The following is a 26180-nucleotide window of genomic DNA, read 5'->3' as shown; positions in this document are numbered from 1 at the left end:
GGGGCTCCGGGGTCCGTTCTGCCGGTCAGTGCACGGTCAGCGCACGGTGTACGCGCGGATGACCTCCTGGTTGACGGCGTTGCCCTTGTCGTCCCAGGCCTTGGCGCGCAGGGAGATCCACTGGCCCGCCTGGACGTCGACCTTCGCGACCCACGCGCCGGTGCCCGTCGAGCGCAGGCTCGCCGGGCGCCACGTGACGCCGTCGTCGGTCGACACCTCGAGGGTCGAGCCCTGCACGGTGCCGCCGCCGACGACCCCGGCGACGTGCGCGGCCGTGAGCCGGATCTCGTGCGGGCCCGCCTTGACCGCGTTGCCGAGGTCGGTCGTGACGTCGAATCCGAGCTGCAGGAACGGCAGGTACTGCCAGTCGTCCCCGATGTCCTGGCCCGTGCGGAACGTCCACGCGGACTTGGTGCGCAGCGACGTCCCGTATGCCGCCGAGCGGGCGGTGTCCATCTCGTACCGGTACTCGGCGGTGCCGTCGGTCGCCGGGACCGTCATCGAGATCGACTGGCTCTTGCTCGTGCGCAGCAGCGTGCCCGCCTGGTAGAGCCGCGACGTCACGTCGCCGTCGTCGTAACCGGTGACGAGCGGGCTGCCGCCACCGGACGGGGCCACGTTGATCGCCATCCACCGGCCGTCACGGCGAGGGCCCCAGAAGCCCGGGCCGAGGCGGGGGTGCGTCACCGGGGCGAACCAGTCGATGCGCTCGTGCGCACCGGGCTGGTAGCTGACCCTGTCGTGCCGCTGCTCCCAGCCGCTCGCCGTCTGCACGTCCGCGTACCAGCCGGTCGCCGGGTCGGTGGAGACCCAGTCGACGCGGCTCATCGGCGCACCGACGACCTCCGTCGGGCCGATGCACGGCGGCCAGTGCCACGGCCGGCAGTCGGCGCGAAGCTCGAAGACGAGACCCTCCGTGCCGTTGAAGGTCGTGTCCACGCGGGCCAGCTCGGTCTCGGTCGGCTCGTACGACAGGTCCTCCGGGATCCGGCCCTCGTAGTGCTTGACGAGGTCGTAGAGGTACGGCGCGAACTCCGTCGCGTCGCTCTCGAGCGTCAGTTTCCCGGCCTCTGCCGCGGCGGCGACGGGGTCGCCCTGGGCCTTCGTCAGGGAGACGACCGGCAGGTTGACGCCTCCCGTGGGCTCGTAGAGCGTGCCCGCGCGGTCGTTGACGATGACGAGGAGGGCGGCACCCGCGGCGGCGGCGTTCTTCGCCCGGTCGCGCCACGTCACCGTGTCGCTCCGGCGGACGAGGACGGCCTTGCCCTTGACGTCGAGGTCCGCATAGGCGGCCGCGTCGCCGATGCCGGCCCAGACGGTCGCGAAGGTCCGCTTGCCGTCGAGGCGCAGGGTGCCCGCCTGGTAGACCTCGTCGAGCTTGACGCGCTTGTCGTAGGCGGCGGTCAGCTCGAGTCGGGGTGCGACCCTCCGCCAGCGGGTCTGGAACTCGTAGGCCCCCGCGGCTGGTGCCGTGACGGGCGCGGCGAGCACGTCCTGGACGGCCGGGGTGCTCGTGTACGACGCGGCGAAGGTCTGGTACTGACCTGCGTCGCCGGTGGAGCGGAACCACTCGGTCCTGCGGTAGGAGTCCTCGCTCGGGCGTGGCGTCGTCACGGAGACGAGGTTCGCCGCCCGGGCGTCCAGGGTGACCGTCGTGTCCTTGCCGAGCGTCATCTCGGGCGTGCCGAGGAGCGCGACGCCGGCGGAGTCCGGGCCGTGGGCGCCGGGGACGGGCATCCACGACGTCACCATGTACTTGCCGGGGAGCAGGCGCTGGGCGCTCGCCATCCCGGTCTCCGGGTCGATCGGGACGGTGGACGAGCGGTCGTCGCCGTAGCGGTAGACGTAGGCGAAGCCGCCGGCCGGCTTGCCGTCGCGCCCGACCATGTGGATGTTGAGCGAGTAGCGCTCCTCCTCCTTGACGAGGCCGACGCTCGTGCGGAGGGAGACGGCTCCGTCGGCCGAGGTCGCCGTGACGGTGCCCGTGAAGGCGCCGACACCGGACACGTCGTCGGGGTCTGCCGCGACGTGGACGGTCGCGCTGCCGTTCGCCGGGACGGTGACTGTCGAGGCCGACAGGTGCACGAGGTCCGTGACGGGGCCGGTCGGGCCGTTGACGTTCGTCTGGAGGGCGAGGTCGACTGGCTGGTCGGAGGAGTTGGTGTACGTGATGTCACGCGTCTGCTCGGGGTCGCCCGTGTGCGGCCAGTCGGTGAAACCGAGGTAGGCGGAGCCGGTGGCTCGAACCGGGCCGAGGGCCTTGGCGACGTCGAGGCGCCCGGTTCCGAACTGGTACGGCGCGTTGGTGCCGATCCCGTCAGCGGTGCTCATCAGCGCGGCCTTGAGCTGCGGCGCCTTCCAGTCGGGGTGCCGCTGCACGACGATCGCCGCCGCGCCGGAGACCATCGGGGTGGCCATCGACGTGCCGCTCTTGCTCGTGTAGAAGCCGGTACCGCTGCTCTGGGCGGAGCGCGCAGCGACGATGGACATGCCCGGGGCGACCATGTCGGGCTTCAGGGCCCGGTCGCCGATGCGCGGGCCCTGGGAGCTGAAGTACGCGAGGCGGTCCTGCTTGTCGACGGCGCCGATGGTGAGCGCGTCGTCGGCTGCTCCAGGGGAGCCGATCGTGCCGGGCGCGCCGGTGTTGCCCGCAGCGATAACGAAGAGGGCGCCGGTCTGCTCGGTGAGGCGGTTGACCGCGAGGGCCATCGGGTCGGTCCCGTCGCTGGCCTCCTGCGAACCGAGGCTCATGCTGACGACGGGGGCGTTCGCGGCGCCCCACTCCATGCCCGCGATGATCCACGAGTTGAGGCCGCTGCCGCTGTTGCTCAGGACCTTGCCGACGAGCAGGTCGGCACCCGGGGCGACGCCCTTGAGCTTGCCGGAGGATGCGGCGCCGGTGCCCGCGATCGTCGAGGCGACGTGGGTGCCATGCCCGTTGACGTCCTCGGTCCCCTCGCCGGGGACGAAGCTGCGGACCTCGTCGAGCTTGCCTGCCAGATCCGGGTGCGTCTGGTCGATACCGGTGTCGAGGACCGCGACCTTGACACCGGTGCCGTCGAACCCGGCCGCCCAGGCCTGGGGTGCCTTGACCTGCGGGACAGCCTCGGCGAGGTCAGCCTTGACCTTGCCGTCGAGCCAGATGTGGGCGATCCCGCCGCCGAACGACGTCGTGGTCGGGACGGCGCCCGCGACCGTGCCGGCGCCCGATGGCGTGGCAGCAGAGGTGCCGTCACGCTGCGTCCTCGGGGTGGCTGCATCCCAGAAGGCCGCCGAGCTCTGACGCGGTGTGGTCAGGGCAGCGCCCCGGATGCTCGGCAGGGTCCGGGAGAGCTTCGCGCCGGGCGGCGTTGCGGCGGAGCGCTGCCTGGTCGAGGTGTACTCGACGATGATCGGCAGCGCCGGGGACGAGGCGTCGTCGTAACCCTGGTCGAGCAGCTCCGTGATGTTGAACAGGTGCTCGTCGAGGACGCCGGAGGCTAGGTAGGCCTGCGCCTCGTCCGGGATGACGTAGGTGTCGCCGCCGTAGGACTGGGTCTGGTAGCCGCCCTGGAGGTCGTTCACGCGGTCGACCGTCAGGACCTGTTGGCCCTGGGCCGTTGTCGTCACGTGGACGACGTCACCGGTGATCAGGGTGACGGTGCGCTCGCCGGTGGGCGAGGCGGGTTGTGTTCTCGCGGAGTCTGTCGTGCCGGCGTCTGCCGCGAGGGCTCCACCGGTCGGCGCGACGACGCCGGCGCCGACAGCGAGCGCGACGGCCCCGGCGATGACGGGGAGGCCGCGTCGCCGGTGCGGGCCGGCGACCGGGCGGGGGTGATCTGACATGTGCGTCCCATCGTGGGGAGGGGAGTGGACGCGACACAACGTGGCAGGGACGTGCCGGAACCGGGTCCCATCCGGGCTGGCGGCCATCTGCCATGGCGTCTTCTCGCCACCCGCGGCCTGCGTAAAGCCCTGGGACGTGACCGTGGTCGGCTGGTGCATTGTCACCGACGAACGAACGCTGCTCGGCGGCATACTGCGCGGTGCCCTCAGGAGGAGGTGAAGGCTCCTGGGCCTCTCAGGCGCCGGTCCTGCGGTCGACCCCTCGCGGAGAAGGTCGAGGTGTCCGCAGTGCTGGGCGTACTCCGTGATCATCCGCAGCATCAGCCAGCGCAGGTCGATGTCCTCGGACCAGTCCAGCGGGCGCGCGGTGTCCGTCGAGCTCGTGCGCTGCGACGATGTCGCGAGAAACCGCACACTCTCCGCGCCACGTCTCCGGGTCGGCCCGGAAGCAGACGGGCCGCTGCGCGGGGACGAGGCCGAAGTGGACTGGGTCGGTGCGTGAGGTAGCTGACTCGGCAGCTCAATCCCGGGAGAAGACGCCAGCACGCGCCGCGGCGAGGGCCGCAGCGGCCGCCCGGTCGGCCACCGTCGCAGTGACCGGATCGAGGGTGACAAGCAGCCGGTAATAAAGCGGCGCTCCGACGTGCTTGATGAGCTCGTCCGCATCCGTGTGCTCCGGCAGGTCCCCCCGCTCGACGGCGCGTTCGACGATGGGGCGGACCTGGGCGAATCGGCCGGCCCAGAACCCCTGCAGGAAGTCGCGCACCTCCGGGGACTCGGTTGCGCCGCCGAACAGGCCTCTCACCACGGCTGCCCCGTCATCGCTGCGCATCGTGGCGGCAATCATGCGGGCGAAGGCCCGGACGTCTTGGTCGAGGTCGCCCGTGTCGGGGACAGGGATGCGGGTCTCGGCCAACGTGCTGACCGCATCGAGCAGCAGGTTGGCCTTGGTGGCCCAGCGCCGGTAGACCGTGCTCTTGTGAACCCCGGCCCTCAGGGCGACATGCTCCAGGCTCATGCCGGCGTAGCCGCGCTCGGCGAGCTCTCGAAAGGTGGCGTGGAGCACGGCGGCCCGCACCTGGGCGGTGCGACCACCGGGCCGTCGGGTGGCCCCGTCCTTCACTCAGTCCATCCTCTCGGTCGCCGTGCCGACACCCGCAGATTCCACTTGCCTGGGGTGTCCGATCTGTGTCATCTTAACGCGACACAACGTCGCTACAAGAACGGCCGCAACAACAGGGGAGCACCTTTGCGATCATTGATCAGCACCGCCTTCATCTCGCTCGATGGCGTCGTGGAAGCGCCCGGCGGTGAGCCTGGCTACCGCAACTCAGGCTGGACCTTCAAGGACATCGAGTTCGAGTCTGAGGCCTACGACATCAAGGGCAGGGAGCAGTCCGAGGCGGCGGCCTTGCTGCTGGGCCGCGTGAGCTATGAGGCGTTCAGCCCGATCTGGCCTGGCATGCAGGAGTTTGCGGGATACAAGGCGATGCCCAAGTACGTCGTCTCCACCACCCTGCGCGTCGATGACCTGGCGTCGAACTGGGGTGAGACGACCATCCTGCGGTCCCTGGAGGACGTGGCGGCCCTCAAGGCCACCGAGGGCGGTCCGATCATCGTCCATGGCAGTGCGTCCCTCAACCAGAGCCTCGCCGACGCCGGACTGATCGACCGCTATCACCTCCTCGTCTACCCTCTGCTGCTCGGAGCGGGCAAGCGTCTCTTCAGCACCACGGACAAGGATGCCCAGAAGCTCCAGCTGGTCGAGTCCAAGGCGTACGCCAACGGAATTCAGCTCAACGTCTTCGACGTCGTGCGTTGAGCGCAGTGCTCGCAGATGCCGGCCCAACGGAGTCGCCCCACGGTCGCGCGGAGCGCGCACATGCCCGGAGCGGGTGTCCCTGTATCCACCACTTCCACAGCCTGACCGCCTGACTATGAGGAGCCCCAATGCCGTTCAGCTCGACCGGTCTTGCCTATGACCGCCGCCCGGCGGGGAACCCGGGCAGCCCACAGATTGTGCTCATTCACGCGGGCGTCGCCGACCGCCGGATGTGGGATCCCCAGTGGGAGGCCTTGACGGACTTCGACCTCACCCGAGTCGACCTCCGTGGCTTCGGGCAGAGCACCAGGCCCCCGATCGGGGGAGCGTTCAGCCACGCCGACGACGTCGTGGCCGTCATGAACGAGCTCGGCCTGGACCGTCCCCATGTCGTGGGCGCATCCTTCGGCGCCGGGGTCGCTGTGGAGGTCGCCCTGACCGAGCCGCAGCGGGTCGCGTCGCTGGTCCTGGCCCCGCCCGGAGGTGCTTTGCTGTCTGAGCTCACCGACGATCTGCGTGCATTCTTCGCCGCGGAACGGCAGGCCCTCGAGAGCGGCGACGTGTCTGCGGCAGCCGACGCGAACATCGACGCATGGGTGATCGGCAGCGGCCGGAGCCGCGACGAGGTTGATGGGCAACTGGTCGAGAAGGTGCGGCGTATGCAGCTGGACGCCTTCGCGGCGGCGTCCGAGCTGGGCGACGTCGAAGCCGACGAGTGTGACCCACCCGCGCTCCAGCGGCTCGAGGACGTCACCGTGCCCACCCTGATCATCTCCGGTAGCCATGACATGGACACCATTACCGCGGCAGCGAGGGACCTCGGCGCACGACTACCGACGGCCGAGTGCGAGGTCTGGCCGGATACGGCACACCTGCCGAGCCTGGAGCGCCCACGCGAATTCACGCGCCGCCTCACCGAGTGGCTCAGCAGCCTCGACAGCTGACGCCGTCGTCGTCGGCGTGCGCCGCCTCGGCACCCTCAAAGGAGTGCTGCTCGATCGTGCTCGTTGCCGGTGGGACCGAGATGCGGACGGTGACCCATCAGCCGCTCACTCGGCCCCCGGCCGGCGAGCTGAGCGGGATGCGGTCGCACGCGACTATCAGCCGGTCACCCAACGCCTGACTGCGCGCGGTGCACGAACGCTGCTCAGCGGCAACCTGCGCCTTGCTCTCTGGCGTCTCGGTGAGGATCGGCTCGTAGCCGAGCTCGTGGGAGGTCGTACGGCGCGGCTCGCACGTCGAGCCCGCTCGAAGCAGTCCGTGACGAGGTCGCTCGCCAAGGCGGGCACGAGCTTGTGGTCCCACTTGCAGAGATCCATCTACGTATTCGTCGCAGATGCACAACTCCGGGAAGAAGTGTCCGCTCATGTCCGTGACGGTGCGTGCCCGGGCGCCAATGGCAGCCACGCGTGGGGGAGCGTAGGTCCACTAATCCGACCCCGATGGCCGCCGAGATCGCGAGAGTTACAGCGCTCGGTAGAGACCGTTTTGCAGCGGGTTTGGCCGTGCCCCGAAGCCTGGGCCTGCCCGGGGCGCCTCCCGCGTCGACGGGGTGACCTCGACCCGGCGCTGCCCGGGGGCGTTGAGCTGGCCGTCCAGTGCCGGCCTAGGATGTGGCGGCGTCTGGCTCGACGTCGGTCTTGCGGATGAGCAGGTCGACGACCTGCTCGGGGATGTCGTGCTGGCGCGCCTGCTGCGACTCCTCGTGCTGCTTGACCTCGACCCGCGCCGCCTGCCATGCGGACCAGTGTCCGGACACGAGCGCCCAGAGGGAGAGGGCCGAGACGTAGACGACCGAGTTGAGCCAGCCGAAGATCATGGACACCGGGATCATCACGATCCAGAAGATGGCGAGCCACCCGTTGACCTTCCGCATGAAGACGGGATCTCCCTGCACGCTGGCCCAGAGCGACTTGATCGGGCCCATCCTGCTTCCTCCTCGGGCTGAAATGTCGGGAGGTGATTCCTACCGGTCCACGCTGTGAGCTCGCTGTGAGGTGCTTTCTCAGCTCTAACGCAGTCGCCGTCGGTTCCCGCTACACCGCAGCCTAAAGAGCTGCCAAGGCCACACCGGCCATCATGAGACCTCACGGGGATGCAATCCCGCGACCGCGGTAACCACCGCGCCGATAGTCCGGTGCCTGGCGCTCCCAGAGGTGTCCGCTTCCGCCGCGTTGCGCGATCAAGTCGATTCTCGGGCGGATTGCATGATCTTGTCGCAGGCAGTGATCAAACGCTCTCGCAGCACGTGGCCGCGTTCGGCAAACGCGCGCTGCTTGGCGACGTACACGGCCTTGCCTTCGGCGGTCTCGATCGGAACCGGCGCGTAGCCGAGCTCGCGCAGGTCGTACGGCGCGGCGCGCATGTCGAGCTCGCGGATCTCGCGGGCCAGCTCGAAGCAGTCCATGACGAGGTCGCTCGACACGGCAGGCACGAGCTTGTGGGCCCACTTGTAGAGATCCATCCCCGCGTGGAGACAACCCGGCTGTTCGTATGCCGCTTGGCTGGCTCGCGTCGGCGCCAGCGCGTTGCGCGGGGACGCGTCGGGCGTGAAGAACCGGTAGGCATCGAAGTGCGAGCAGGCGACCTGGTGCGACTCGACGACGGCGTCGGTGCCCTCCTGGCCGAGCCGGAGCGGCCAGTCCGAGTGGCGGACGTCGGACTGGTCGAGGCGGTAGACCATCGCCCACTCGTGGAGGCCGAAGCAGCCGAACCGTCCGGGCCGCGACGCCGTCCGGGACACGAGCTCGCGCACGAACCGGACGGTGTCACCGCGGGCTTCGAGGAACGCGTCGACGTCGACGCCGACACGGCCGGCGTCGACGCGGTAGAAGCGCCACTTGAGGTGGGGTGCGTCACCCTGGAGTGCCGTGCCGGCGCCGGGATGCCAGCGGCGCAGCTGGCCGGGCTTGAACGAGTAGTACGTGAAGAGGAAGTCCTCGACCGGATGCTTCCGGCCGTCCTGACGGCGACGGAGGTGCGCTGCCGTGGCGGCGTCGACCCGGGCCTCGTGTGCCTCGGTCCGCGCGCGCCACTCCGGCTCGGTCAGCACCTCCACGGCACGAGGGTAGGCGAGGTGGTCGTCCGGGAAGGACCCGGCGCCAGGGCGGTGGGCGGAGGCGCGGACCGGTTTCAGCGCTTGGCGCACGGATTTGCCTGGCGCACAAGCGAATCAGTGCCCCGACGTTCTTGACAGAGCATCGAACTCATGTTCGAATAGGAGCGAGCCGAGTCCACGCGAGTGAAGGGAGCCGAGATGCCGCCGTACCTCTGTGCGTCGTCGTATCCCTCTGTGCTCGAGGCGTCATGGGGCAGCCGCGTGTCGAGCCCGTCGGCGTGCGGCGATGCGAAGGTCGAGCGGTTCCGGGGGCTCGCCGATGCGGCGTCGGACGGGCTGGCGAGGATCCAGGAGCTCGAGGCGGCCAAGGCGCGCATCGAGTCACAGCTGCTCGAGGCCTACGGCTTCCTGCACACCGTGCAGGAGCAGCAGTTTGGTGCGGTCATGGCCAGCCGCGGTCACGGCAAGGTCGTTCCGGTCAGCGTCGACCAGGTCGTCGCCAAGGAGATCGCGCTCGCCACCGGCTTGGGCGAGGGCGAGGTCTCGCGTCGGCTGCACCTCGCCACTCGTCCACGACGGCACCGCCTCCTGCGCGCTGAGCTGGCCGCCGGTCGCACGTCCCTGTCCCGGGCCCTCGCGGTTGCCGAGGCGACCGCGTCGCTGCCCGACGCGGCAGCCGCCGACGTCGAGTCCGCCGTTCTCGCCCCCGCACGTGACGGCGGGCCGGTCTCGGCGGCCACCTTCCGCCAGCGGCTGCGTCGCTGCGTGCTCGCTGCCGACTCCCGAGGCGCCGACGAGCGCCGCGCGTCCGCACAGGCGTCCCGCACGGCATACGGCCGCCTGACGGAGGACGGCATGGGTGTTCTCACGCTCGTGATGACCGCCGAGCGGGTCGTCGGCATCCTCGACCGCGCCGACGCGGCGGCTCGGGCCCTTCGCGCGACGGGCGACCCACGCACGCTCGACCAGCTCCGCTCCGACTTCATCGGCGACACGCTTCTGTCCGGGCGGCCGGACGGAGGGCCGACGGGCCTTCAGGTCCCACCTGATGTCACACCCGGTGTGACATCAGGTGCCGAACCGGGCTGGCCCGGGATGCCCGCCGCGCGGGTGTGGATCGTCGTGCCCTTCGCGGTCGCCGCGGGGACCTCGGAGGCGCCATGCGAGCTCCCGGGCCACGGCTGGGTCACCGCGGCGCACGCCCGCCAGATCATGACGGCGCCGGGGTCCGTGTGGCAGCGGCTCGCCGTCGACGTCGACACCGGACGGGCGCTCGAGCTGTCCACCGAGTCCTACACGCCCACCGCAGCCATGGTCGCCGCGGTGCGTGCCCGAGACGGTGTATGCCGCGGCCCGGGCTGTGAGGTCCCGGCCGGCCGGTGCGACCTCGACCACGAGGTCCCGTGGCCGGCCGGGCCGACGACGCTCGCCAATCTCCATGCGAAACACCGCCGCTGCCACAACACCAAGACGTCGGGTCTCTTCCGGTCGAGACTCCTCGCCGACGGCGGCCTCGCCTGGACCACCCTCGCGGGCCGCGAGTACGTCACCTACCCCAAGGACTGGCTGGAAGCGCTGCGCGACGGAGCCGAGCCGGCCCGGCCCACGAGCGCGCCCGACGACTCGCCGCCCTTCTGAGGACACTGACGACGTAGAAGAGCAGGGAGGGCGGCGATCTGTTCAGGCTTGCCTCGGAGCGGATGGACGCCAAGCCTGTCTCGCCGCTGGGACATGGCTGTCCGAACAGTGTGCTCGGCGGCAGCCAAGGCCCCCGCGCCCGGGGCCCTGGTCAGGACCGCGGACCCTCTGCGACGAAGGCGTCGCCGAGCCCTTCGGCTTCGAGGATGAGCGCAGTGAGCCCGTGGCTCGTGTGTGTCTCGTGGTCCTCGCCGGCAGTCCAGATGACGACCTGGCCCACCGACGCCTCGACCCGCACGTCGTCGTGCCCAGAGACGACAGCGTCGCCGGCCAGCACGACGAGTGCCTGGTCGACGACAGCCGGGTGACGCCCGATCCGGCCGCCGGGCTCGAGCCTGGCCACGACGGCGTGAACTGCCGCGCCCGCGAGAGCGACGAAGAACCCGACGCTTCCGAACTGACCGACGGGGTGGGCTGGCAGGGTCGAGGCCTCGATGACACGCATGGCCCGATCCTGCCCTGTCCGCCTTGTCCGCTGTCGCGCCGAGGCTCGACGATGGTCGGGTGTCGACAGCGTCGCGGACGAGCGCACGACCTCTCGGGGCGGTCGCCGCCCTCGTCGGTGCGACCGCCGTGTGGGGCTCGACCTTCGTCGTCACGAAGCAGGCCCTCCCCGAGACCTCGCCCGCGTCCTTCCTGGTCTGGCGGTTCGGGATCGCCGCCCTCGTGCTCGTGGTCGCGGCACCACGCCGGCTCCGGGCCATGACCCGCCGGGAGCTGGGGCACGGCGCTGCCCTTGGCGCCTTCCTGGCGGCCGGCTTCCTGCTGCAGACCCACGGCCTGCTCGACACCGATGCGGGCGTGTCCGGCTTCCTCACCGGGGCCGCCGTCGTCCTCACGCCAGTCGTGGCTGCCGCCTTCTTCGGGGAAAGCGTCGGTCGGGCCGGGTGGGCTGCTGTCGTGCTGGCGACCGTGGGGATGGCGCTCCTCGTCCTGCGCAGCACGACGGTGAGCCTGGGTGCGGCCCTCACCGTGGCCGGGGCGGCCTGCTTCGCGCTGCACATCGCGTCGTTGAGCCGCTGGGCGACGGCGGCCAACGCCGTCGCACTCACCGCCACATCGGTCTGCATCGCCACCGCGCTGTGCGCGCTCTGGGCCATCGCGGGAGACGGTCTCGAGGTGCCTTCGTCGATGACGACGTGGTGGTCCGCCATCTACGTCGCGGTCGCAGCGACCTGTGTCGGGTTCGTGGTGCAGGCCTGGGCCCAGAGCCGGCTCACGGCGACCACGGCCGCGGTGGTGATGACCATGGAGCCCTTCTTCGCTGCAGTCTTCGCGGCGACGGCCGGCCACGAGGCTCTTGGTTCGGCGGGCGTCCTCGGCGGTGTCCTCGTCGTCGGGGCGATGTTCGTGGCCGAGCTCGGTCCGAGGGGCTGCTGTGACGCTCAGTCTCCCCGCATCGAGTGCTGCTGACGCGGTCCTTCCGGCGGGTCGTAGGCTGGGGCCCGTGCGCATCGCGAGGTACACGACCGGGGAGGACCCGGCATACGGCATCGTCCAGGGTGACCCGGGGAGCGAGGTCATCACGCCCCTCGCGGGGGACCCGCTCTACATCGGTCTCCAGCCGAGCGGGCAGCCGCCGGTCATGCTCGAGGACGTGCGTCTCCTCGCGCCGGTCATCCCGCGGTCCAAGGTCGTCGCGATCGGCAGGAACTATGCCGACCACGCGAAGGAGATGGGCGGCGAGGTCCCGGCCGAGCCGATGATGTTCTTCAAGCCCAACACCGCCGTTGTCGGGCCGTACGACCCGGTCGTCCTGCCGTCCGGCAGCAGCGAGATCTCCTACGAGGGCGAGCTCGCGGTCGTCATCAAGACGATCACCAAGGGCGTCAAGGCCGAGAACGCCGCCGAGTGCATCTACGGCTACACCATCGCCAACGACGTGACGGCCCGCGACTGGCAGCGCACCGACGGCCAGTGGGCCCGGGCCAAGGGCTTCGACACGAGCTGCCCGCTCGGACCGTGGATCGAGACCGAGCTCGACCCGGCCGACCTCCACATCGTGACCACCCTCGACGGCGACGTCCGTCAGGACGGCACGACCGCCGACATGATCCACGGCATCGGCGCGATCATCGAGCACGCCTCTGCTGCCTTCACGCTCCTGCCCGGAGACGTGATCCTGACGGGGACGCCGGCCGGCGTCGGGCTCGTCGAGGCCGGCCAGCAGGTCACCGTCGAGATCGAGGGCCTCGGGTCGCTGACCAACACCTTCGTCCGTCGCTGAGCGGACTCCCGCCGCCTCCGGCGCCCGTCGCTCGGCCCGTACGCGACCACTAGGCTTGGGCGCACTATGAGCGACACGACGAACGACACTGGTATGCCGCCGGGCTCGGTCCCGAACGAGAGCTCGGTCGAGGTCCGGCCGGCTCCCACCCCCCGGGTCTCCACCTCCGACGGGAAGGGTGCGGTGCGCCTCCGCGTCGCGCCGTCGCCCACCGGCGACCCCCATGTCGGGACGGCGTACATGTCCCTCTTCAACCTCGCCTTCGCCCGGCAGCAGGGCGGCCAGTTCGTCCTCCGCGTCGAGGACACCGACCGCGCCCGCTTCCGTGAGGACAGCGAGGCGCAGCTCTACGACATGCTCGGCTGGCTCGGCCTGCACTGGGACGAGGGGCCCGACATCGGCGGCCCCTATGCCCCCTACCGCCAGTCGGAGCGCCTCGACACCTACCGGCCCTACGTCGAGCGCCTCATCGAGTCCGGTCACGCCTACTACTGCTGGTGCTCGACCGAGCGCCTGGCGCAGATGCGCGACGTCCAGCAGAAGACGAAGCAGCCGACCGGCTACGACCGGCTGTGCCACGGCAAGACCCGTGAGGAGCGGGCCGCGCTGCCCGGTTTCTCCGAGACGCCGGTCGTCCGCATGCTCATCCCCGACGACGCCCCGCTCGTCTTCGAGGACGTCATCCGTGGCACGGTCTCGGCCCCCCGCCCGGACGACCAGGTGATCCTCAAGGCCGACGGTTTCCCGACATACCACATGGCCGTCGTCGTCGACGACCACGAGATGGGCATCACGCACGTCGTCCGCGGCGAGGAGTGGATCAGCTCGACGCCCAAGCACATCCTGCTCTACCGGTGGCTCGGGCTCGAGGCGCCGAAGTTCGCGCACATGCCGCTCCTGCGCAACACCGACAAGTCGAAGATCTCCAAGCGCAAGAACCCTGCCGCCCGCCTCACGTGGTTCCGCGAGCAGGGCTACCTTCCGGAGGCGCTCGTCAACTTCCTCGCGCTCCTGGCCTACCCCCCGCAGCAGGACGCCGAGGGCAACGACGTCGAGGTCTTCTCGTTCGACGATTTCAGCCGGACGTTCGACTGGTCGAAGGTCAACCCGATCGGGCCGATCTTCGACCTCAAGAAGCTCGACTGGCTCAACGGGGTCTACATCCGCTCGCTCGACGTGGGGGAGTTCGCCTCGCGCCTGCTGCCCTATCTCGAGGAGGCGGGGGTCCTCTTCGGCAACCCCTCGCTCGGGGAGCTCGGGCGCCTCAAGCTCGTCGCCGAGCTCATCCAGACGCGGATGGCGCACCTGACCGAGGCACCGGCTCTCGTCGGCCCGTTCTTCGTCGCCGACGACCAGCTCGAGATCGCCGACGACGCGCGCGCCCAGCTCAAGGAGGACTCGCCGCGGGTCCTCGACGCCGCCCTCCACGCGCTCGGCGACATCGACGACCACGGTCCCGGCGTCCTCGGCACCGGCAGTGCGTGGCACGCCCCGGTCATCGAGGCCGCGCTCCGCGAGGCCATCGTCGACGGCCTCGGCATCAAGCCGAAGTTCGCCTTCGGCCCCCTTCGCACCGCCGTCTCCGGCCAGCGGATCTCCCCGCCGCTCTTCGAGTCGATGGAGATCCTCGGCAAGACCTCGACGCTGGCCCGCCTCCGTGCCCTGCGCGACTCGCTCTGAGGCCTCGGCGATGGTGGAGGTCTGGCCCCTGCGCGGCCTGCGCCTGCAGGTGGGCGACCTCGACCTGCGTCCCGTGACCGAGGCCGACCTGCCGAGCCTCTGCGCCATCCTGCCGGCCGACCTCGAGATGGACCCGTCCGCAACGCGGTATGCCGCTCTCGACGACCCGTCCAACCGCCGGGCCATCCTCGTGCAGAGCTACTGGCGCTGCTTCGGCCTGTGGTCCCCGGACGACTGGGCGCTGCCCTTCGCCGTCCGGCTCGGTGGTGACCTGATCGGCATGCAGACCCTCGAGGGCCCCGACTACCGCGCCGAGCGGACCGTCGACTCGTCCTCGTGGCTCGTGCGGGACGCGCGCGGAAAGGGCTCGGGCAAGGACATGCGCCGCGCGATCCTCGAGCTCGCGTTCCGCCACCTGGGGGCCGAGGCGGCCGTCAGCTCGGCCGTCGTGGACAACGGGTCCTCGCTCGGGGTCTCCCGTGCGCTCGGCTACCGCGACACCCACACCTCGACCCTCCAGCACAGCGGGGAGACGCTCCAGCACGTCCGCGTCGAGCGGGCCGACTGGGTCGCCTCGGGCCGTGGCACCGACGTCGAGATCACGGGGGTCGACGCCGCCCTGCCGTTCTTCGGACTGGGGGACGGCGGGTGAGCGAGCCGACCCTCGCGAGCGCGCTCAGCGGCATACGGGCGCTCGTCCTCGATGTCGACGACACGATCGTCGACACCCGTGGGGCGACGGTCGCGGCGGGGACGGTCGCCGCGGCCACGGTCTGGCCGGCGAGCGACGCCGACCACGTGGCCATGGCTGAGCGGTACTACGAGGACCCCGAGCGGTGGTTCCCGCGCTACGCGTCGGGGGAGGTCGCCTTCGAGGCGATGCGCGCGGGTCGTCTCGACGAGGTGGCCCGCGCCTTCGACCTGACCGTGCCGGACGGGGCGCACGAGGCCTACGAGCTCGCCTACGCCCCGGCCTTCCGCCAGGCCCAGCGCCTCTTCGACGACGTCCCGCCGCTCCTCGACGCCGCACACCGGGCCGGGCTGCCGGTCGCCCTCCTGACGAACTCGGCCGCCGAGCCGACCCGGCTCAAGCTCGAGGCGCTCGACCTGCTCGACGCCTTCGCGGTCGTGGTGACGACCGACACGTTGGGGTTCGGCAAGCCCGACCCGCGCGTCTACCTCGAGACGTGCCGGCTCGTCGGGGCCGAGCCGGGGGAGACCGTGTGCATCGGCGACAGCCTCGAGTGGGACGTCCTCGGAGCCACGGCCGTCGGCCTGCGTGGGGTCTGGCTCGACCGGGCGCGGCTCGGCACCTCGCACCCCGTGGCGCGCGTCACGCGTCTCGACGAGGTCGCGGCGCTCCTGGGCTAGCCGATTTGGGAGACCGCCCCGGACATGGGTAGTATTTCCTCTCGGTTCACCGCACAGCCCGCCCCCGGGTCGGCTGGACGTGAAACCCCTTGGGGTATGGTGTAATTGGCAACACTACGGTTTCTGGTTCCGTCATTCTAGGTTCGAGTCCTGGTACCCCAGCTCTGGTTCAGCCCCGCGCGAGCGAGGTTGGGCCGATTCGGAGAAATCGCTCCTTCACGGTAAGGTTTCTCCTCGTGCCGAGGTGACTCGGTGAAGCGCGTGGCCCCGTTGTGTAGCGGCCTAGCACGCCGCCCTCTCAAGGCGGTAGCGCGGGTTCGAATCCCGTCGGGGCTACCACGTGGCAAGGCCCGGATCCCTCAGGATCCGGGCCTTGCTCCTTCCCCGGACGGTTCACGGGTTCGGCTCCTACGCTGCAGAGAGCAGGTATCTCGAGCTCGAGGGGCTGGCCACCATGACCGTTGTCGTGACCGGGAACGCGCCGGAGGGCGCTCGGCAGGGTCACGACGCCCCGGTCGACGCGGTCGGCCCACCACCACCCGGACACCACCGCTGGGCGCCGACCCTCGGCCACGCGAAGCGGGTCTTCGAGCCCTCCTTCTCCGGTACCGGGCTCACCTTCGCCTCGTGGTTCTTCGCCCTGTCGCTGACGCCGTCCCTCCTGCCGCGCTCCGGCTACGTCCAGGGCATCGCCTCGGGCGTCACGGTGATGGTCGGCTACGGCCTCGGGGCGAGCCTCCAGTGGGTCTGGGACTACCTCGAGATCCCCAAGCCAACGGGTCGGGTGCGCACCGTCATCGTGCGGATCCTCGTCGCTCTCGGCCTCTGGGCGGCGGTCTTCGGCGGGTGGCGCCTCGTCGGCTGGCAGAACGAGATCCGCGGCGTGTACGGGATGGAGCCGGTGAGCCCTACGGTCTGGCCCGTCATCATCGTCGTCACGTTCATCGTGGCCAACCTCGTGCTCGTCGTGGCGAGGAGCGTCCGACTGCTCTTCCAGACCGTCATCCGCTTCCTCGGGCGGTTGCTGCCGCGCCGTCTTGCCGTTGTCCTGGGGACCAGCGTGCTCCTGCTCGTCATGTGGCTGCTGTGGAGCGGCGTCCTCGTCAACGGCTTCTTCGCCGCCACCAACGCCTTGTTCGCCCCGCGTGACACGACCCTGACGCTGGGCGTCGCCCAGCCCGCGGCTCCGGAGCGGTCGGGCAGCCCGCAGTCGCTGACGAAGTGGGAGCAGCTCGGCCGCCAGGGACGCTCGTTCGTCGCGTCGGGCCCCACCGTCGCCGACCTCGACGCCGCCAACGGCGGCGGTGCCAAGGAGCCCATCCGGGTCTATGTCGGGCTCGCGTCGGCCGACACCGTCCAGCGACGGGCCGACCTGCTGCTCCAGGAGCTCAAGCGCACCGGGGCCTTCAACCGCAAGATCCTCGTCGTCGCGACGACGACGGGCACGGGGTTCCTCGACATGAACGGGGTCGACCCGATCGAGTACATCTGGAACGGCGACACGGCCATCGCCGGCGTGCAGTACTCCTACCTGCCCAGCTGGATCTCCCTCCTCGCCGACCAGGACGCCGTGAGGGAGACCTCGCGGACCGTCTTCGACACGGTCCACGGGTACTGGTCGACCCTCCCCGCGGCATCACGGCCCAGGCTCTACCTCTACGGGCTGTCGCTCGGCTCGCTCGGGGTCGAGAGCATCCTGTCGTCGATGAACGTCATCAACGAGCCGATCGACGGCGCCCTCATGGTCGGCCCCACCTTCGTCAACGAGCTGCACAGCCGCTTGATCGCCCAGCGCGAGCCGGGGACCGCGCCCTGGCTGCCGGTCTACGAGAAGGGCCGCACCGTGAGGTTCACGGCGGAGCAGGACGGTTTCGCGCAGACCCCGGGCCCGTGGGGGCCGACCCGGATCGTCTACCTCCAGCACGCGTCGGACCCGGTCGTCTTCTTCTCGCCCAGCCTTGCGTTCAGCCGGCCCGACTGGATCCTGGATGGTCAGCGCGGACCCGATGTGTCAGAGCGGATGGGGTGGTTCCCCGTCGTGACGATGTGGCAGGTTCTGCTCGACCTGCCCGGCGCGGGGAGCATCCCCATGGGCTACGGCCACCTCTACTCGGCCACGGCGAACCTCACGTCGTGGGTCCAGGTGTCCAACCCGCCCGGCTGGTCCGCCGCCAGGACCGCGCACCTCGCGAAGATCCTCGAGGCGCGGCCCTACCGGAACTGACCCCCCGTGCCGCCGAGCATCTCTGCGCTGAGCTGCTCCTGGGCCACGCGTCGGAGCGCGATGATGACGGGGTCGGTGAGCACGTTGCCGACGATGGCGTACCTCAGGGCGTCGGCCGACGAGGTGCCCGCGAGGGCCGCGTCGATGTCCTGCCCGGCGACCGTACGCATCGCGCCCGCCCAGGTCTCGAGGGTGTGGTCGCTGATCGGCCACCCGGCGGCCGATGCGGCGGTCAGGGCGAGGCCGAGCTGGCGGGCGGCAGGGGAGTCGGCGCAGGGCGGCGCGCCCAGGGCGGCGACCTGGCCGACGGCCGCTGGGGCGATCCCGTCGGCGGGCGAGCCGAGCCGTGGCTGGTCGTGGGCGCGGAGGACGTCGTGGGCGGTGCCGAGCAGTTCGTGGCGCGTCGCCGGAGGGTGCTCCAGGGCCGCCACCACCTCGCGCACCCGCTCGATCGAGAGGCGGCCCACGTCGATGAGCGTCCGGACGAGGCGCACCCGCTCGACATGGCTCGCGTCGTACGACGCGCGGGTGGCGCTCTCCGCCTCACCCGCGTGGAGCAGGCCCTCGCGGAGGTAGTACTTGAGCGTCGGGATGCCGACGCCCGTGGCGTCGGCCAGCTGCGAGATCCTCATCCATCCTCCTTGACATTGGATAGTAGCGCTATCCACTATTGGATAGTCCAACTATCCGATGGAGGCCTGCATGTCCCGCACGACTCAGCACGCCCATCACAGCCACGACTTCGACGGCGACCTCGCCGTCTTCCTCATCGGGATGAGGATCAACAAGCCGTGGCGACCCGACATCTGGGTCCCGACGCTGCGCGCGATGGGGCCGATGCTGGCCGAGCTCCACCGGGCCCGCGCTGCGGCCGAGGCGGGAGCGGGTGTGCACCCGGGCTTCCTCGACCACCGGACCCTTCTCGGGGCGGGCGGCCCGACCCTCGTCCAGTACTGGCGCAGCGTCGAGGACATCTACGCCTACGCCCACGATCCGGGGCGGGGCCACCGGCCGGCGTGGCTCGACTTCTACCGGCGCAGCCGGGAGGCCGCCGGGGTCGTCGGCATCTGGCACGAGACGTATGCCGTCCCGGCCGGGGCCCACGAAAGCCTCTACGTCTCGATGCCGGCCACCGGTCTCGGCGCAGCGTTCGGCACGACGTCGGACCGGTCCGGTCGGAGACACGCCCGCCTGGCGCGAGCGAGCTGAAGCGTCTCGTCAGCCCAGCTCGCGGAGCCCTGGGAGGATGTCCGCGGCGAACTGCTCGAGGAAGCGCGGCTGGTCGTGGCCCGGCGCGTGGAGGACGAGGTGGTTGAAGCCCCAGCCGACGTAGGGCTTGATCTGCGCGATGGCCTCCTCGGGGTCGCTCGTGACGATCCACCGCTTGGCGATCTCCTCGTCGGTGAGCTCGTCGGCGAGCCGCTCCATCTCCACCGGGTCCTCGACGCCGTGCTTGTGCTCCGCCGGTAGCGACAGCGGCGCCCAGAACCGCACGTTGTGCAGCGCTGCCGCGGGATCGCGGTCGTAGGAGAGCTTGATCTCGATCATCCGGTCGATGTCCCCGGGCCGGCGCCCCGCCTTGGCGAGGCCCTCCTCGACAGCGGGGACGAGCTGGTCCTCGTAGAGCTCGCGGCCCTTCCCGGAGGTGCAGATGAAGCCGTCACCCGAGCGCCCGGCATACCGCGCGACGAGGGGTCCCCCGGCGGCGACGTAGACCGGCACGGGGGTCTCCGGGCGGTCGTAGACCGTCGCGTCCTTCGTCCGGTAGTAGTCGCCCTCGAACGTCACCCGCTCCTCCGTCCAGAGCCGGCGCATCAAGGTCACCGCCTCGCGCAGGCGCGCGAACCGCTCCTTGAACTCGGGCCAGGGCGACTGTGCCGCGCCGACAGCGACCTCGTTGATGGCCTCGCCCGTGCCGATCCCGAGGATGATCCGGCCCGGGTTGAGGGCTCCGAGCGTGCCGAAGGCCTGCGCCACGATGGCGGGGTTGTAGCGGAAGGTGGGCGTCATGACCGACGTCCCGAGCTGGATCCGCTCCGTGCGCTCGGCGGCGGCGGCGAGCCAGGACATCGCGAAGGGCGCGTGGCCCTCGCCGTGGCGCCACGGCTGGAAGTGGTCGGAGATGAAGACGGAGTCGAGGCCGAGCGACTCGGCCTGCGCGGCATACGTGACGAGCTCTCGCGGACCGAACTGCTCGGCGGACGCCTTCCAACCAACCTTGAGCACGGTGACCTCCAGGCCTTGCGGGTGACGGGGAGTGGTCCCGCCAGCCTACGACGGTCGAGCGCCCACGGCCGGGCGGGCCGGGGGCGCTGGAGGGGGTTCACCAGTGGATGATGACGGCGTCGCCGATGCGCGACTCGTTGTAGAGCCGGACGATGCCGTCCCAGTCGCGGACGTTGACGCACCCGTGCGAGGCGCCGGAGTACCCGAGCCGGGCGAAGTTCGACGAGTAGTGCACGGCCTGGCCGCCACTGAAGAACATCGAGTACGGCATCGGCGTGTGGTAGAGGTTGGAGATCACGTCGACCTGCTTCTTGTAGACGTGGAAGACACCCTCGCGCGTCGGGAGCTCGTCGCTGCCGAAGCGGACCGCGAACTGGTACTGCGGCACCCCGTCGATGACCCAGGTGAGCATCCGCGTCGACTTGCTGATGCACATGACCCGGCCGGTCAGACAGCGCGTGTCGACGTCCCACCTCATCGGCCCCGAAGGCTTCGGTGTGGCCTTGACGTTGGCCAGCTCGTCGGCCGTCGGCGTGTGGGTCATGGCCAGGAGCCGGTTCCACGTCGTCTCGTCGACGACGCCCGTCGCGGCGAGGCCGCGCTTGGCCTGGAAGCCCTTCACGGCCTCCGTCGTGCGCGAGCCATAGTGGTCGCTGACGTCGCCGGAGAACCAGCCGATCTGGCGCAGCCGGGCCTGGAGCGAGCGGACCTTGCTGCCGTTGTCACCAGGCCGGAGCACGATGACCACGGGAGGTGCCGGCTTCGTCGGCTTCGCCGTCGGCTTGGGCGGCGACGTGGTCGTGGTCGGCTGGCGCGGGGTGGTCGGTGTGCTCGGTGTGCTCGAGCTGGGCGACGGCGTCGTCGAGCTGGGCGACGGCGCCGTCGAGCTCGATGCCTGGGTTCCGGTCGGCGGCACCCCGGCGTCCTGGCCGGGACCACAGGCCGCGATCGCCAGGACCACCGCCAGCGCGGTGGCCACCTGGGATGTGCGCCGCAGGTTGAGGCCGTGTCGGGCCATCGTGGACATCTCGATCCCCCTGTTCAAGCGTAGGACGTTGCACACAGGATGACGCCGCGGGCTACCTGAGAGGTTGGCCACGCCGACGGGTGGATCGTGATCGTGACCGATCCGTTGTCAACGACGGCCGTCAAGGACGGCTGTCAACGACGCCGCAGACGGCTCAGGCGTTCTGCTGCTGCTGTTGCTGCTGCTGCATCGCGTGGTGCCGACGGAGCACCTCGGTCAGCTTGTTGGCGCCGGCGACGACCGTCGCGGCGTGGAGGCGACCAGGCTGACGCGACAGGCGCTCGATCGGGCCCGAGATCGAGACCGCCGCCACGACGCGACCGGAGGGCCCGCGGACCGGTGCCGAGACCGAGGCCACGCCGGGCTCGCGCTCGGCGACGCTCTGCGCCCAGCCGCGCCGGCGGACCCCGGACAGGGCGGTGGCCGTGAAGGAGGCGCCCTGCAGGCCCCGGTGGAGGCGGTCTGGTTCCTCCCATGCGAGCAGGACCTGTGCCGCCGAGCCGGCGAGCATCGAGAGGGTGGCGCCGACCGGGATCGAGTCGCGCAGGCCGACCGGCCGCTCGGCCGCGGCGACGCAGATGCGCTGGTCGCCCTGGCGCCGGAAGAGCTGCGCGCTCTCGTTGGTGTGGTCGCGGAGCGCGCCGAGGACCGGGCCGGCGGCGGCGAGGAGGCGGTCCTCGCCGGCGGCCGACGCGAGCTCGCCGAGCCGTGGGCCGAGCACGAAGCGGCCCTGCATGTCGCGGGAGACGAGACGGTGGTGCTCGAGCGCGACGGCAAGGCGGTGCGCCGTCGGTCGCGCCAGCCCGGTCGCCCCGACGAGCTGGGCGAGGGTGGCGGGACCTGCCTCGAGGGCACCGAGAACCGTGGCTGCCTTGTCGAGCACGCCGACACCTGAAGAGTTGTCCATGCACTGATATTGACGTCTCAGGCACTGAGACGTCAATCCGTTGGACCCACAAAAGGTTCAGGCTGTTCCGTGCAGCGACGTCGCGACGACCCGTCCGGCGTGCGCTCACAGGGTTGGAACGTCGTCGCGGAGGGATGTCATGGCAGGGACGCTGGCCGAGAAGGTCTGGGAGTCGCACGTCGTACGGCGGGCCGAGGGTGAGCCCGATCTGCTCTACATCGACCTCCATCTCCTCCATGAGGTCACCAGCCCGCAGGCCTTCGACGGGCTGCGGCTCGCGGGCCGGGGCGTGCGCCGGCCCGACCTGACCCTCGCCACCGAGGACCACAACGTCCCGACGACCCCGGGCCCCATCACCGACCCGGTCTCGAAGGTCCAGGTCGAGACCCTGCGGCGCAACTGCGAGGAGTTCGGGGTCAAGCTCTACCCCATGGGTGACGCCGACCAGGGCATCGTCCACGTCGTCGGCCCGCAGCTCGGCCTCACGCAGCCCGGGATGACCGTCGTCTGCGGTGACAGCCACACCTCGACCCACGGGGCCTTCGGCGCCCTCGCCTTCGGCATCGGCACGTCCGAGGTCGAGCACGTCCTCGCGACCCAGACGCTCCCGCTCAAGCCGTTCCGCACCCTCGCCGTCAACGTCCGCGGGCAGCTCTCCGACGGCGTCACCGCCAAGGACATCGTCCTCGCCGTCATCGCCAAGATCGGCACCGGCGGGGGCCAGGGCTACGTCATCGAGTACCGCGGCGAGGCCATCGAGGCCCTGTCGATGGAGGCCCGCATGACGGTCTGCAACATGTCGATCGAGGCCGGGGCCCGCGCCGGGATGATCGCCCCCGACCAGACGACCTTCGACTACCTCGAGGGGCGTCCGCACGCGCCCAAGGGCGCCGACTGGGATGCCGCCGTCGCCGAGTGGACGGCCCTGCGCTCCGACGACGACGCCGTCTTCGACGCCGAGGTGGACCTCGACGCGTCCGAGCTGACCCCCTTCGTCACGTGGGGCACCAACCCGGGGCAGGGTCTTCCGCTCGGTGAGTCCGTGCCCGACCCGGAGGCGTTCGCCGACGAGAGCGACCGCCTCGCGGCCGCGAACGCGCTCGCCTACATGGGGCTCGAGCCGGGCACGCCGCTCCGGGACATCCGGGTCGACACGGTCTTCGTCGGGTCGTGCACCAACGGCCGCATCGAGGACCTCCGTGCCGCAGCGGCGGTCGTCAAGGGGCACCAGGTGGCCGACGGGGTCCGGATGCTCGTCGTGCCCGGCTCGGCGAAGGTCCGCCTCCAGGCCGAGGCCGAGGGCCTCGACCAGGTCTTCACCGAGGCGGGTGCCGAGTGGCGCCTCCCCGGCTGCTCGATGTGTCTGGGCATGAACCCCGACACCCTCTCCCCGGGCGAGCGGAGCGCCTCGACGTCCAACCGCAACTTCGAGGGTCGCCAGGGCAAGGGTGGGCGCACCCACCTCGTCAGCCCGCTCGTCGCCGCCGCCACGGCGGTTCGCGGCACCCTGTCGAGCCCGGCCGACCTGCCGGCGCTCGAGACGTCCACCGCCCGCGAGGAGGCCTGAACCATGGAGAAGTTCGAGACGCACACCGGAGTCGGTGTGCCGCTGCGCCGGAGCAACGTCGACACCGACCAGATCATCCCCGCCGAGTACCTCAAGCGCGTGACCCGAACCGGCTTCGAGGACGGCCTCTTCGCTGCCTGGCGCAAGGACGAGTCCTTCGTCCTCAACAACCCGTCGTATGCCGCTGGGTCGGTCCTCGTGGCCGGCCCGGACTTCGGCACGGGGTCGAGTCGCGAGCACGCGGTGTGGGCCCTGATGAACTACGGCTTCCGCGTCGTGATCAGCTCCCGCTTCGCGGACATCTTCCGTGGCAACAGCGGCAAGCAGGGCCTCCTCACGGCGATCGTCCGCCAGGACGACGTCGAGCTGATCTGGAAGTACCTCGAGAACCACCCCGGCGCCGAGATCACGGTCGACCTCGTCTCCCGGACGGTCCACGCGGGGGAGATCGTCGCGCCCTTCGAGATCGACGACTACACCCGGTGGCGCCTCCTCGAGGGTCTCGACGACATCGGCCTGACCCTGCGACACGAGGACGCGGTATCGAAGTTCGAGGAGACGAGGCCGACGCACAAGCCGGTCACGACCCTGGCCTGAGCCGCAGTCCGAGCGGCCACGGCTGGCCGTGTGAGATGGGCGAATCCTGTTGAGCGACAACGGGGTTCGCCCATTTCTATCCTCGGGGGCCGGTCCTCCCGGCAGCCCTTTCGGGGCTCCGGGACGGCCGCCGACCCTCCTCAATCCCCTTGCGACACAACGAGAACCCCGGGAACGGTGGTGGACCTCGCGTTCAAGTCGGCCTACCGTCATGAGGTAACCGGACTCGATCCGGACCCTCTCGTCGGGTCGCCTGACACCGACCGTCCTCTGAAGGGGAAGACGTGAACAAGGCAGAACTGATCGACGCCCTCGAGGTCAAGCTCGGGAGCAAGAGAGTGGCATCCGACGCGCTCGAGGCCTTCCTCGACGTCGTGATCCGCCAGGTGGCCAAGGGTGGGAAGGTCGGCATCACCGGCTTCGGCACCTTCGAACGGGCAGACCGGGCCGCCCGGACGGGTCGGAACCCCAAGACCGGTGACACGGTCAAGATCAAGAGGACCCGCGTCCCCAAGTTCCGGGCCGGCACCAACTTCAAGGAGATCGTCTCGGGGGCCAAGAAGCTCTCGAAGACGGAGTCGGCCGCTTCCCGGGCCTCGGCCGGGACGGCATCCGCCGCGAAGGCCGCGCCCGCCAGGCCGGCGGCCCGTGCGACGACGAAGACGGCGACCAAGGCAGCAACCCGCCCGGCGACCAAGGCGGCCACCCGCCCGGCAACCAAGGCAGCCACGAAGACGGCCACGAAGGCCGCCCCGGCGAAGGCGTCCGCGAAGAAGACCACGGCGAGGGCCTCGACGGCAAGGGCCACGACCGCTCGGACCACGACGAAGGCGGCTCCGGCCCGCGCCGCCGCGACGAAGACCGCTCCCGCACGGGCGACGACGAAGACGGCGACCAAGACCGCGAGCAAGACCGCCACGAAGGCCGCGACCACACGCAAGGCCGCGACCACGGCCGCTGCCAGGACCGCGACCAAGGCGGCCACGAAGACGACCACCGCGCGCAAGACGGCGACGGCGTCCACGGCGAAGGCTGCGGTGAAGTCGGCTCCGGCCAAGAAGACGACGACTCGGAAGGCCGCCGCCAAGGGCTGAACAGGCCCCTCGCGTCCGGGCTCAGGCCGGCACCCTGAGGCGCCCTCTCTGATGTGCAGCGAGGCGCCTCAGGCCGTGTATGCTGCCCGCGGCTGTCGGCACATCAGGGGTCGCCGACGCCGCGGGTGTGGGGGACCGGGGGAGGCCGACTGGCCGGCTCGTGCGACCGAGCGCCCGGGGCCTGCCGGGTGGTCGAGCGATCCTCACACGGCACACCACAAGCACCAAGGAACTCCGTGCCGCGCTCATCGTCACGCCGCCTGCCCTCCGTCTCCACCCGCAGGCAGGGCCTCACCGCGCTTCTCGCCACATCGGTCATCCTCGTCCTCGTGGCGGGACCCGCCATCGGGGAACCGGACCCCCGGGACGACCGGAAGATGGATCCGAAGGTCGGGGGGCGCGCAACGATCTCCTCGGTCCTCGACCCGATGGACCGCCCCGTGGGCCGCGTGGCCACGAGCGCGCCCACCGGCGGTCCGACCACGGACACGTCGAGGGCGGCCGCCGGCGCCATCATCGACGCCGACTGCTCCGTCGCGCCCAACCCGGTCGTCTGCGAGAACGCGCTTCCTGGTGCGCCCGCCTCCGAGTGGGACATCCCGACGAAGGACTCCGGCGGCGGGTCCATCGCGGGGTTCGCGACCCAGATGAGCGTCAACCACGGTGAGACGGTCGACTTCAAGATCCGCACGGATGCGGCAGCCTATACCGTCGAGATCTACCGGCTCGGCTACTACCAGGGCCTCGGCGCCCGGCACATCGCGTCGGTCGCACCGAGTGCCGCTCTCCCGCAGACGCAGCCGTCCTGCCTCACGGACCTGTCGACCAACCTCGTCGACTGCGGGACGTGGGCGGTG

The 26180-nt window shown here is 70.7% G+C and carries 25 protein-coding genes and 2 tRNA genes; 18 read left to right on the top strand and 9 right to left on the bottom strand.

The genetic code is table 11. The features are described from left to right. Nucleotides 1-36: 36 nt before the first annotated feature. The gene (locus N865_RS15140) at nucleotides 37-4158 is read right to left on the bottom strand and encodes a S8 family serine peptidase (RefSeq protein ID WP_407636787.1); all 4122 of its coding nucleotides are present in this window, start codon (nucleotides 4156-4158) and stop codon (nucleotides 37-39) included. On the opposite strand from N865_RS15140, the gene N865_RS23580 reads away from it, so the two are divergent. Continuing rightward, entirely contained in the window at nucleotides 4130-4327 is a 198-nt protein-coding gene (locus tag N865_RS23580) for a hypothetical protein (RefSeq protein WP_034807653.1), read from the top strand. The two genes, N865_RS15140 and N865_RS23580, sit on opposite strands and share 29 nt — an antisense overlap. A gap of 18 nt (nucleotides 4328-4345) precedes the next feature. Here N865_RS23580 and N865_RS15130 read toward each other — a convergent pair whose 3' ends face one another. After that, the gene (locus N865_RS15130) at nucleotides 4346-4948 is read right to left on the bottom strand and encodes a TetR/AcrR family transcriptional regulator (protein ID WP_034807651.1); all 603 of its coding nucleotides are present in this window, start codon (nucleotides 4946-4948) and stop codon (nucleotides 4346-4348) included. Nucleotides 4949-5083: 135 nt separating this feature from the next. On the opposite strand from N865_RS15130, the gene N865_RS15125 reads away from it, so the two are divergent. Both N865_RS15125 and N865_RS15120 read left to right on the top strand, forming a co-directional pair. After that, nucleotides 5084-5647 (top strand): dihydrofolate reductase family protein, encoded by a 564-nt coding sequence (locus N865_RS15125; protein WP_456077512.1) that lies wholly within the window; start codon nucleotides 5084-5086, stop codon nucleotides 5645-5647. A gap of 128 nt (nucleotides 5648-5775) precedes the next feature. After that, nucleotides 5776-6591, top strand: a complete 816-nt coding sequence (locus tag N865_RS15120; RefSeq protein ID WP_051510678.1) for an alpha/beta fold hydrolase — start codon at nucleotides 5776-5778, stop codon at nucleotides 6589-6591. A gap of 662 nt (nucleotides 6592-7253) precedes the next feature. Here N865_RS15120 and N865_RS15115 read toward each other — a convergent pair. Together N865_RS15115 and N865_RS15110 are read right to left on the bottom strand one after the other, a co-directional pair. After that, nucleotides 7254-7574 carry a hypothetical protein gene (locus tag N865_RS15115; RefSeq protein WP_034807648.1) on the bottom strand — a complete coding sequence of 107 codons (321 nt, stop codon included), beginning with the start codon at nucleotides 7572-7574 and terminating at the stop codon, nucleotides 7254-7256. Nucleotides 7575-7829: 255 nt separating this feature from the next. Next, on the bottom strand, nucleotides 7830-8705 hold the full coding sequence (locus N865_RS15110; protein ID WP_034807646.1) for a hypothetical protein: 876 nt from the start codon (nucleotides 8703-8705) through the stop codon (nucleotides 7830-7832). Between the two features lie 234 nt (nucleotides 8706-8939). Between N865_RS15110 and N865_RS15105 the strand changes: the two genes are divergently transcribed. Beyond that, nucleotides 8940-10343: an HNH endonuclease signature motif containing protein gene (locus tag N865_RS15105; protein WP_157557719.1), complete on the top strand. Its 1404-nt coding sequence runs from the start codon at nucleotides 8940-8942 to the stop codon at nucleotides 10341-10343. 151 nt (nucleotides 10344-10494) lie between these two features. On the opposite strand, the gene N865_RS15100 is transcribed toward N865_RS15105, so the two are convergent. Continuing rightward, on the bottom strand, nucleotides 10495-10848 hold the full coding sequence (locus tag N865_RS15100; RefSeq protein ID WP_051510675.1) for a hypothetical protein: 354 nt from the start codon (nucleotides 10846-10848) through the stop codon (nucleotides 10495-10497). A gap of 59 nt (nucleotides 10849-10907) precedes the next feature. On the opposite strand from N865_RS15100, the gene N865_RS15095 reads away from it, so the two are divergent. The 8 genes from N865_RS15095 to N865_RS15060 all read left to right on the top strand — a co-directional run bounded on the left by N865_RS15095 (nucleotide 10908) and on the right by N865_RS15060 (nucleotide 17905). Continuing rightward, nucleotides 10908-11816 carry a DMT family transporter gene (locus tag N865_RS15095; RefSeq protein WP_034807642.1) on the top strand — a complete coding sequence of 303 codons (909 nt, stop codon included), beginning with the start codon at nucleotides 10908-10910 and terminating at the stop codon, nucleotides 11814-11816. 34 nt (nucleotides 11817-11850) lie between these two features. Next, on the top strand, nucleotides 11851-12630 hold the full coding sequence (locus N865_RS15090) for a fumarylacetoacetate hydrolase family protein (protein ID WP_034807640.1): 780 nt from the start codon (nucleotides 11851-11853) through the stop codon (nucleotides 12628-12630). Between the two features lie 66 nt (nucleotides 12631-12696). Beyond that, the gene (gene gltX, locus N865_RS15085) at nucleotides 12697-14310 is read left to right on the top strand and encodes a glutamate--tRNA ligase (protein ID WP_157557718.1); all 1614 of its coding nucleotides are present in this window, start codon (nucleotides 12697-12699) and stop codon (nucleotides 14308-14310) included. Nucleotides 14311-14320: 10 nt separating this feature from the next. Beyond that, complete coding sequence (locus tag N865_RS15080; protein WP_051510671.1) at nucleotides 14321-14962, top strand: GNAT family N-acetyltransferase; 642 nt, start codon at nucleotides 14321-14323, stop codon at nucleotides 14960-14962. Next, complete coding sequence (locus N865_RS15075; protein ID WP_034807636.1) at nucleotides 14959-15681, top strand: HAD family hydrolase; 723 nt, start codon at nucleotides 14959-14961, stop codon at nucleotides 15679-15681. The genes N865_RS15080 and N865_RS15075 overlap by 4 nt, the downstream gene beginning before the upstream one ends. Before the next feature lie 90 nt (nucleotides 15682-15771). After that, nucleotides 15772-15843 (top strand) — tRNA-Gln (locus N865_RS15070). Between the two features lie 101 nt (nucleotides 15844-15944). Then, nucleotides 15945-16020: transfer RNA gene (locus N865_RS15065), tRNA-Glu, on the top strand. A 34-nt stretch (nucleotides 16021-16054) separates the two neighbouring features. Continuing rightward, nucleotides 16055-17905: an alpha/beta hydrolase gene (locus N865_RS15060; RefSeq protein ID WP_051510669.1), complete on the top strand. Its 1851-nt coding sequence runs from the start codon at nucleotides 16055-16057 to the stop codon at nucleotides 17903-17905. On the opposite strand, the gene N865_RS15055 is transcribed toward N865_RS15060, so the two are convergent. Continuing rightward, nucleotides 17893-18537 carry a MerR family transcriptional regulator gene (locus tag N865_RS15055; protein ID WP_034807634.1) on the bottom strand — a complete coding sequence of 215 codons (645 nt, stop codon included), beginning with the start codon at nucleotides 18535-18537 and terminating at the stop codon, nucleotides 17893-17895. The two genes, N865_RS15060 and N865_RS15055, sit on opposite strands and share 13 nt — an antisense overlap. Nucleotides 18538-18607: 70 nt before the next feature. On the opposite strand from N865_RS15055, the gene N865_RS15050 reads away from it, so the two are divergent. After that, nucleotides 18608-19114, top strand: coding sequence for a DUF4188 domain-containing protein (locus N865_RS15050; RefSeq protein WP_034807631.1), 507 nt, complete (start codon nucleotides 18608-18610; stop codon nucleotides 19112-19114). Nucleotides 19115-19123: 9 nt separating this feature from the next. Here N865_RS15050 and fgd read toward each other — a convergent pair whose 3' ends face one another. Both fgd and N865_RS15040 read right to left on the bottom strand, forming a co-directional pair. Beyond that, entirely contained in the window at nucleotides 19124-20131 is a 1008-nt protein-coding gene (gene fgd, locus N865_RS15045; RefSeq protein WP_034807628.1) for a glucose-6-phosphate dehydrogenase (coenzyme-F420), read from the bottom strand. A gap of 97 nt (nucleotides 20132-20228) precedes the next feature. Next, on the bottom strand, nucleotides 20229-20870 hold the full coding sequence (locus N865_RS15040; protein ID WP_245603786.1) for a L,D-transpeptidase family protein: 642 nt from the start codon (nucleotides 20868-20870) through the stop codon (nucleotides 20229-20231). A gap of 1 nt (nucleotide 20871) precedes the next feature. Between N865_RS15040 and N865_RS23575 the strand changes: the two genes are divergently transcribed. Beyond that, complete coding sequence (locus N865_RS23575) at nucleotides 20872-21201, top strand: hypothetical protein (RefSeq protein WP_245603785.1); 330 nt, start codon at nucleotides 20872-20874, stop codon at nucleotides 21199-21201. Nucleotides 21202-21312: 111 nt separating this feature from the next. On the opposite strand, the gene N865_RS15035 is transcribed toward N865_RS23575, so the two are convergent. Further along, nucleotides 21313-22065 carry an IclR family transcriptional regulator gene (locus N865_RS15035; protein WP_034807625.1) on the bottom strand — a complete coding sequence of 251 codons (753 nt, stop codon included), beginning with the start codon at nucleotides 22063-22065 and terminating at the stop codon, nucleotides 21313-21315. Nucleotides 22066-22204: 139 nt separating this feature from the next. Between N865_RS15035 and leuC the strand changes: the two genes are divergently transcribed. The 4 genes from leuC to N865_RS15015 all read left to right on the top strand — a co-directional run. Then, entirely contained in the window at nucleotides 22205-23632 is a 1428-nt protein-coding gene (gene leuC, locus N865_RS15030) for a 3-isopropylmalate dehydratase large subunit (RefSeq protein ID WP_034807622.1), read from the top strand. A gap of 3 nt (nucleotides 23633-23635) precedes the next feature. After that, entirely contained in the window at nucleotides 23636-24229 is a 594-nt protein-coding gene (leuD, locus tag N865_RS15025; protein ID WP_034807619.1) for a 3-isopropylmalate dehydratase small subunit, read from the top strand. A 284-nt stretch (nucleotides 24230-24513) separates the two neighbouring features. After that, nucleotides 24514-25323 carry an HU family DNA-binding protein gene (locus N865_RS15020; protein ID WP_034807617.1) on the top strand — a complete coding sequence of 270 codons (810 nt, stop codon included), beginning with the start codon at nucleotides 24514-24516 and terminating at the stop codon, nucleotides 25321-25323. 236 nt (nucleotides 25324-25559) lie between these two features. Further along, on the top strand, nucleotides 25560-26180 hold a 621-nt coding region (locus N865_RS15015; RefSeq protein WP_034807614.1), incomplete at its 3' end, for a hypothetical protein.

Source organism: Intrasporangium oryzae NRRL B-24470, from assembly GCF_000576595.1.
In the GTDB taxonomy this organism is placed as follows: domain Bacteria; phylum Actinomycetota; class Actinomycetes; order Actinomycetales; family Dermatophilaceae; genus Intrasporangium_C; species Intrasporangium_C oryzae.
This window is presented reverse-complemented; position numbering and strand designations above follow the sequence as displayed.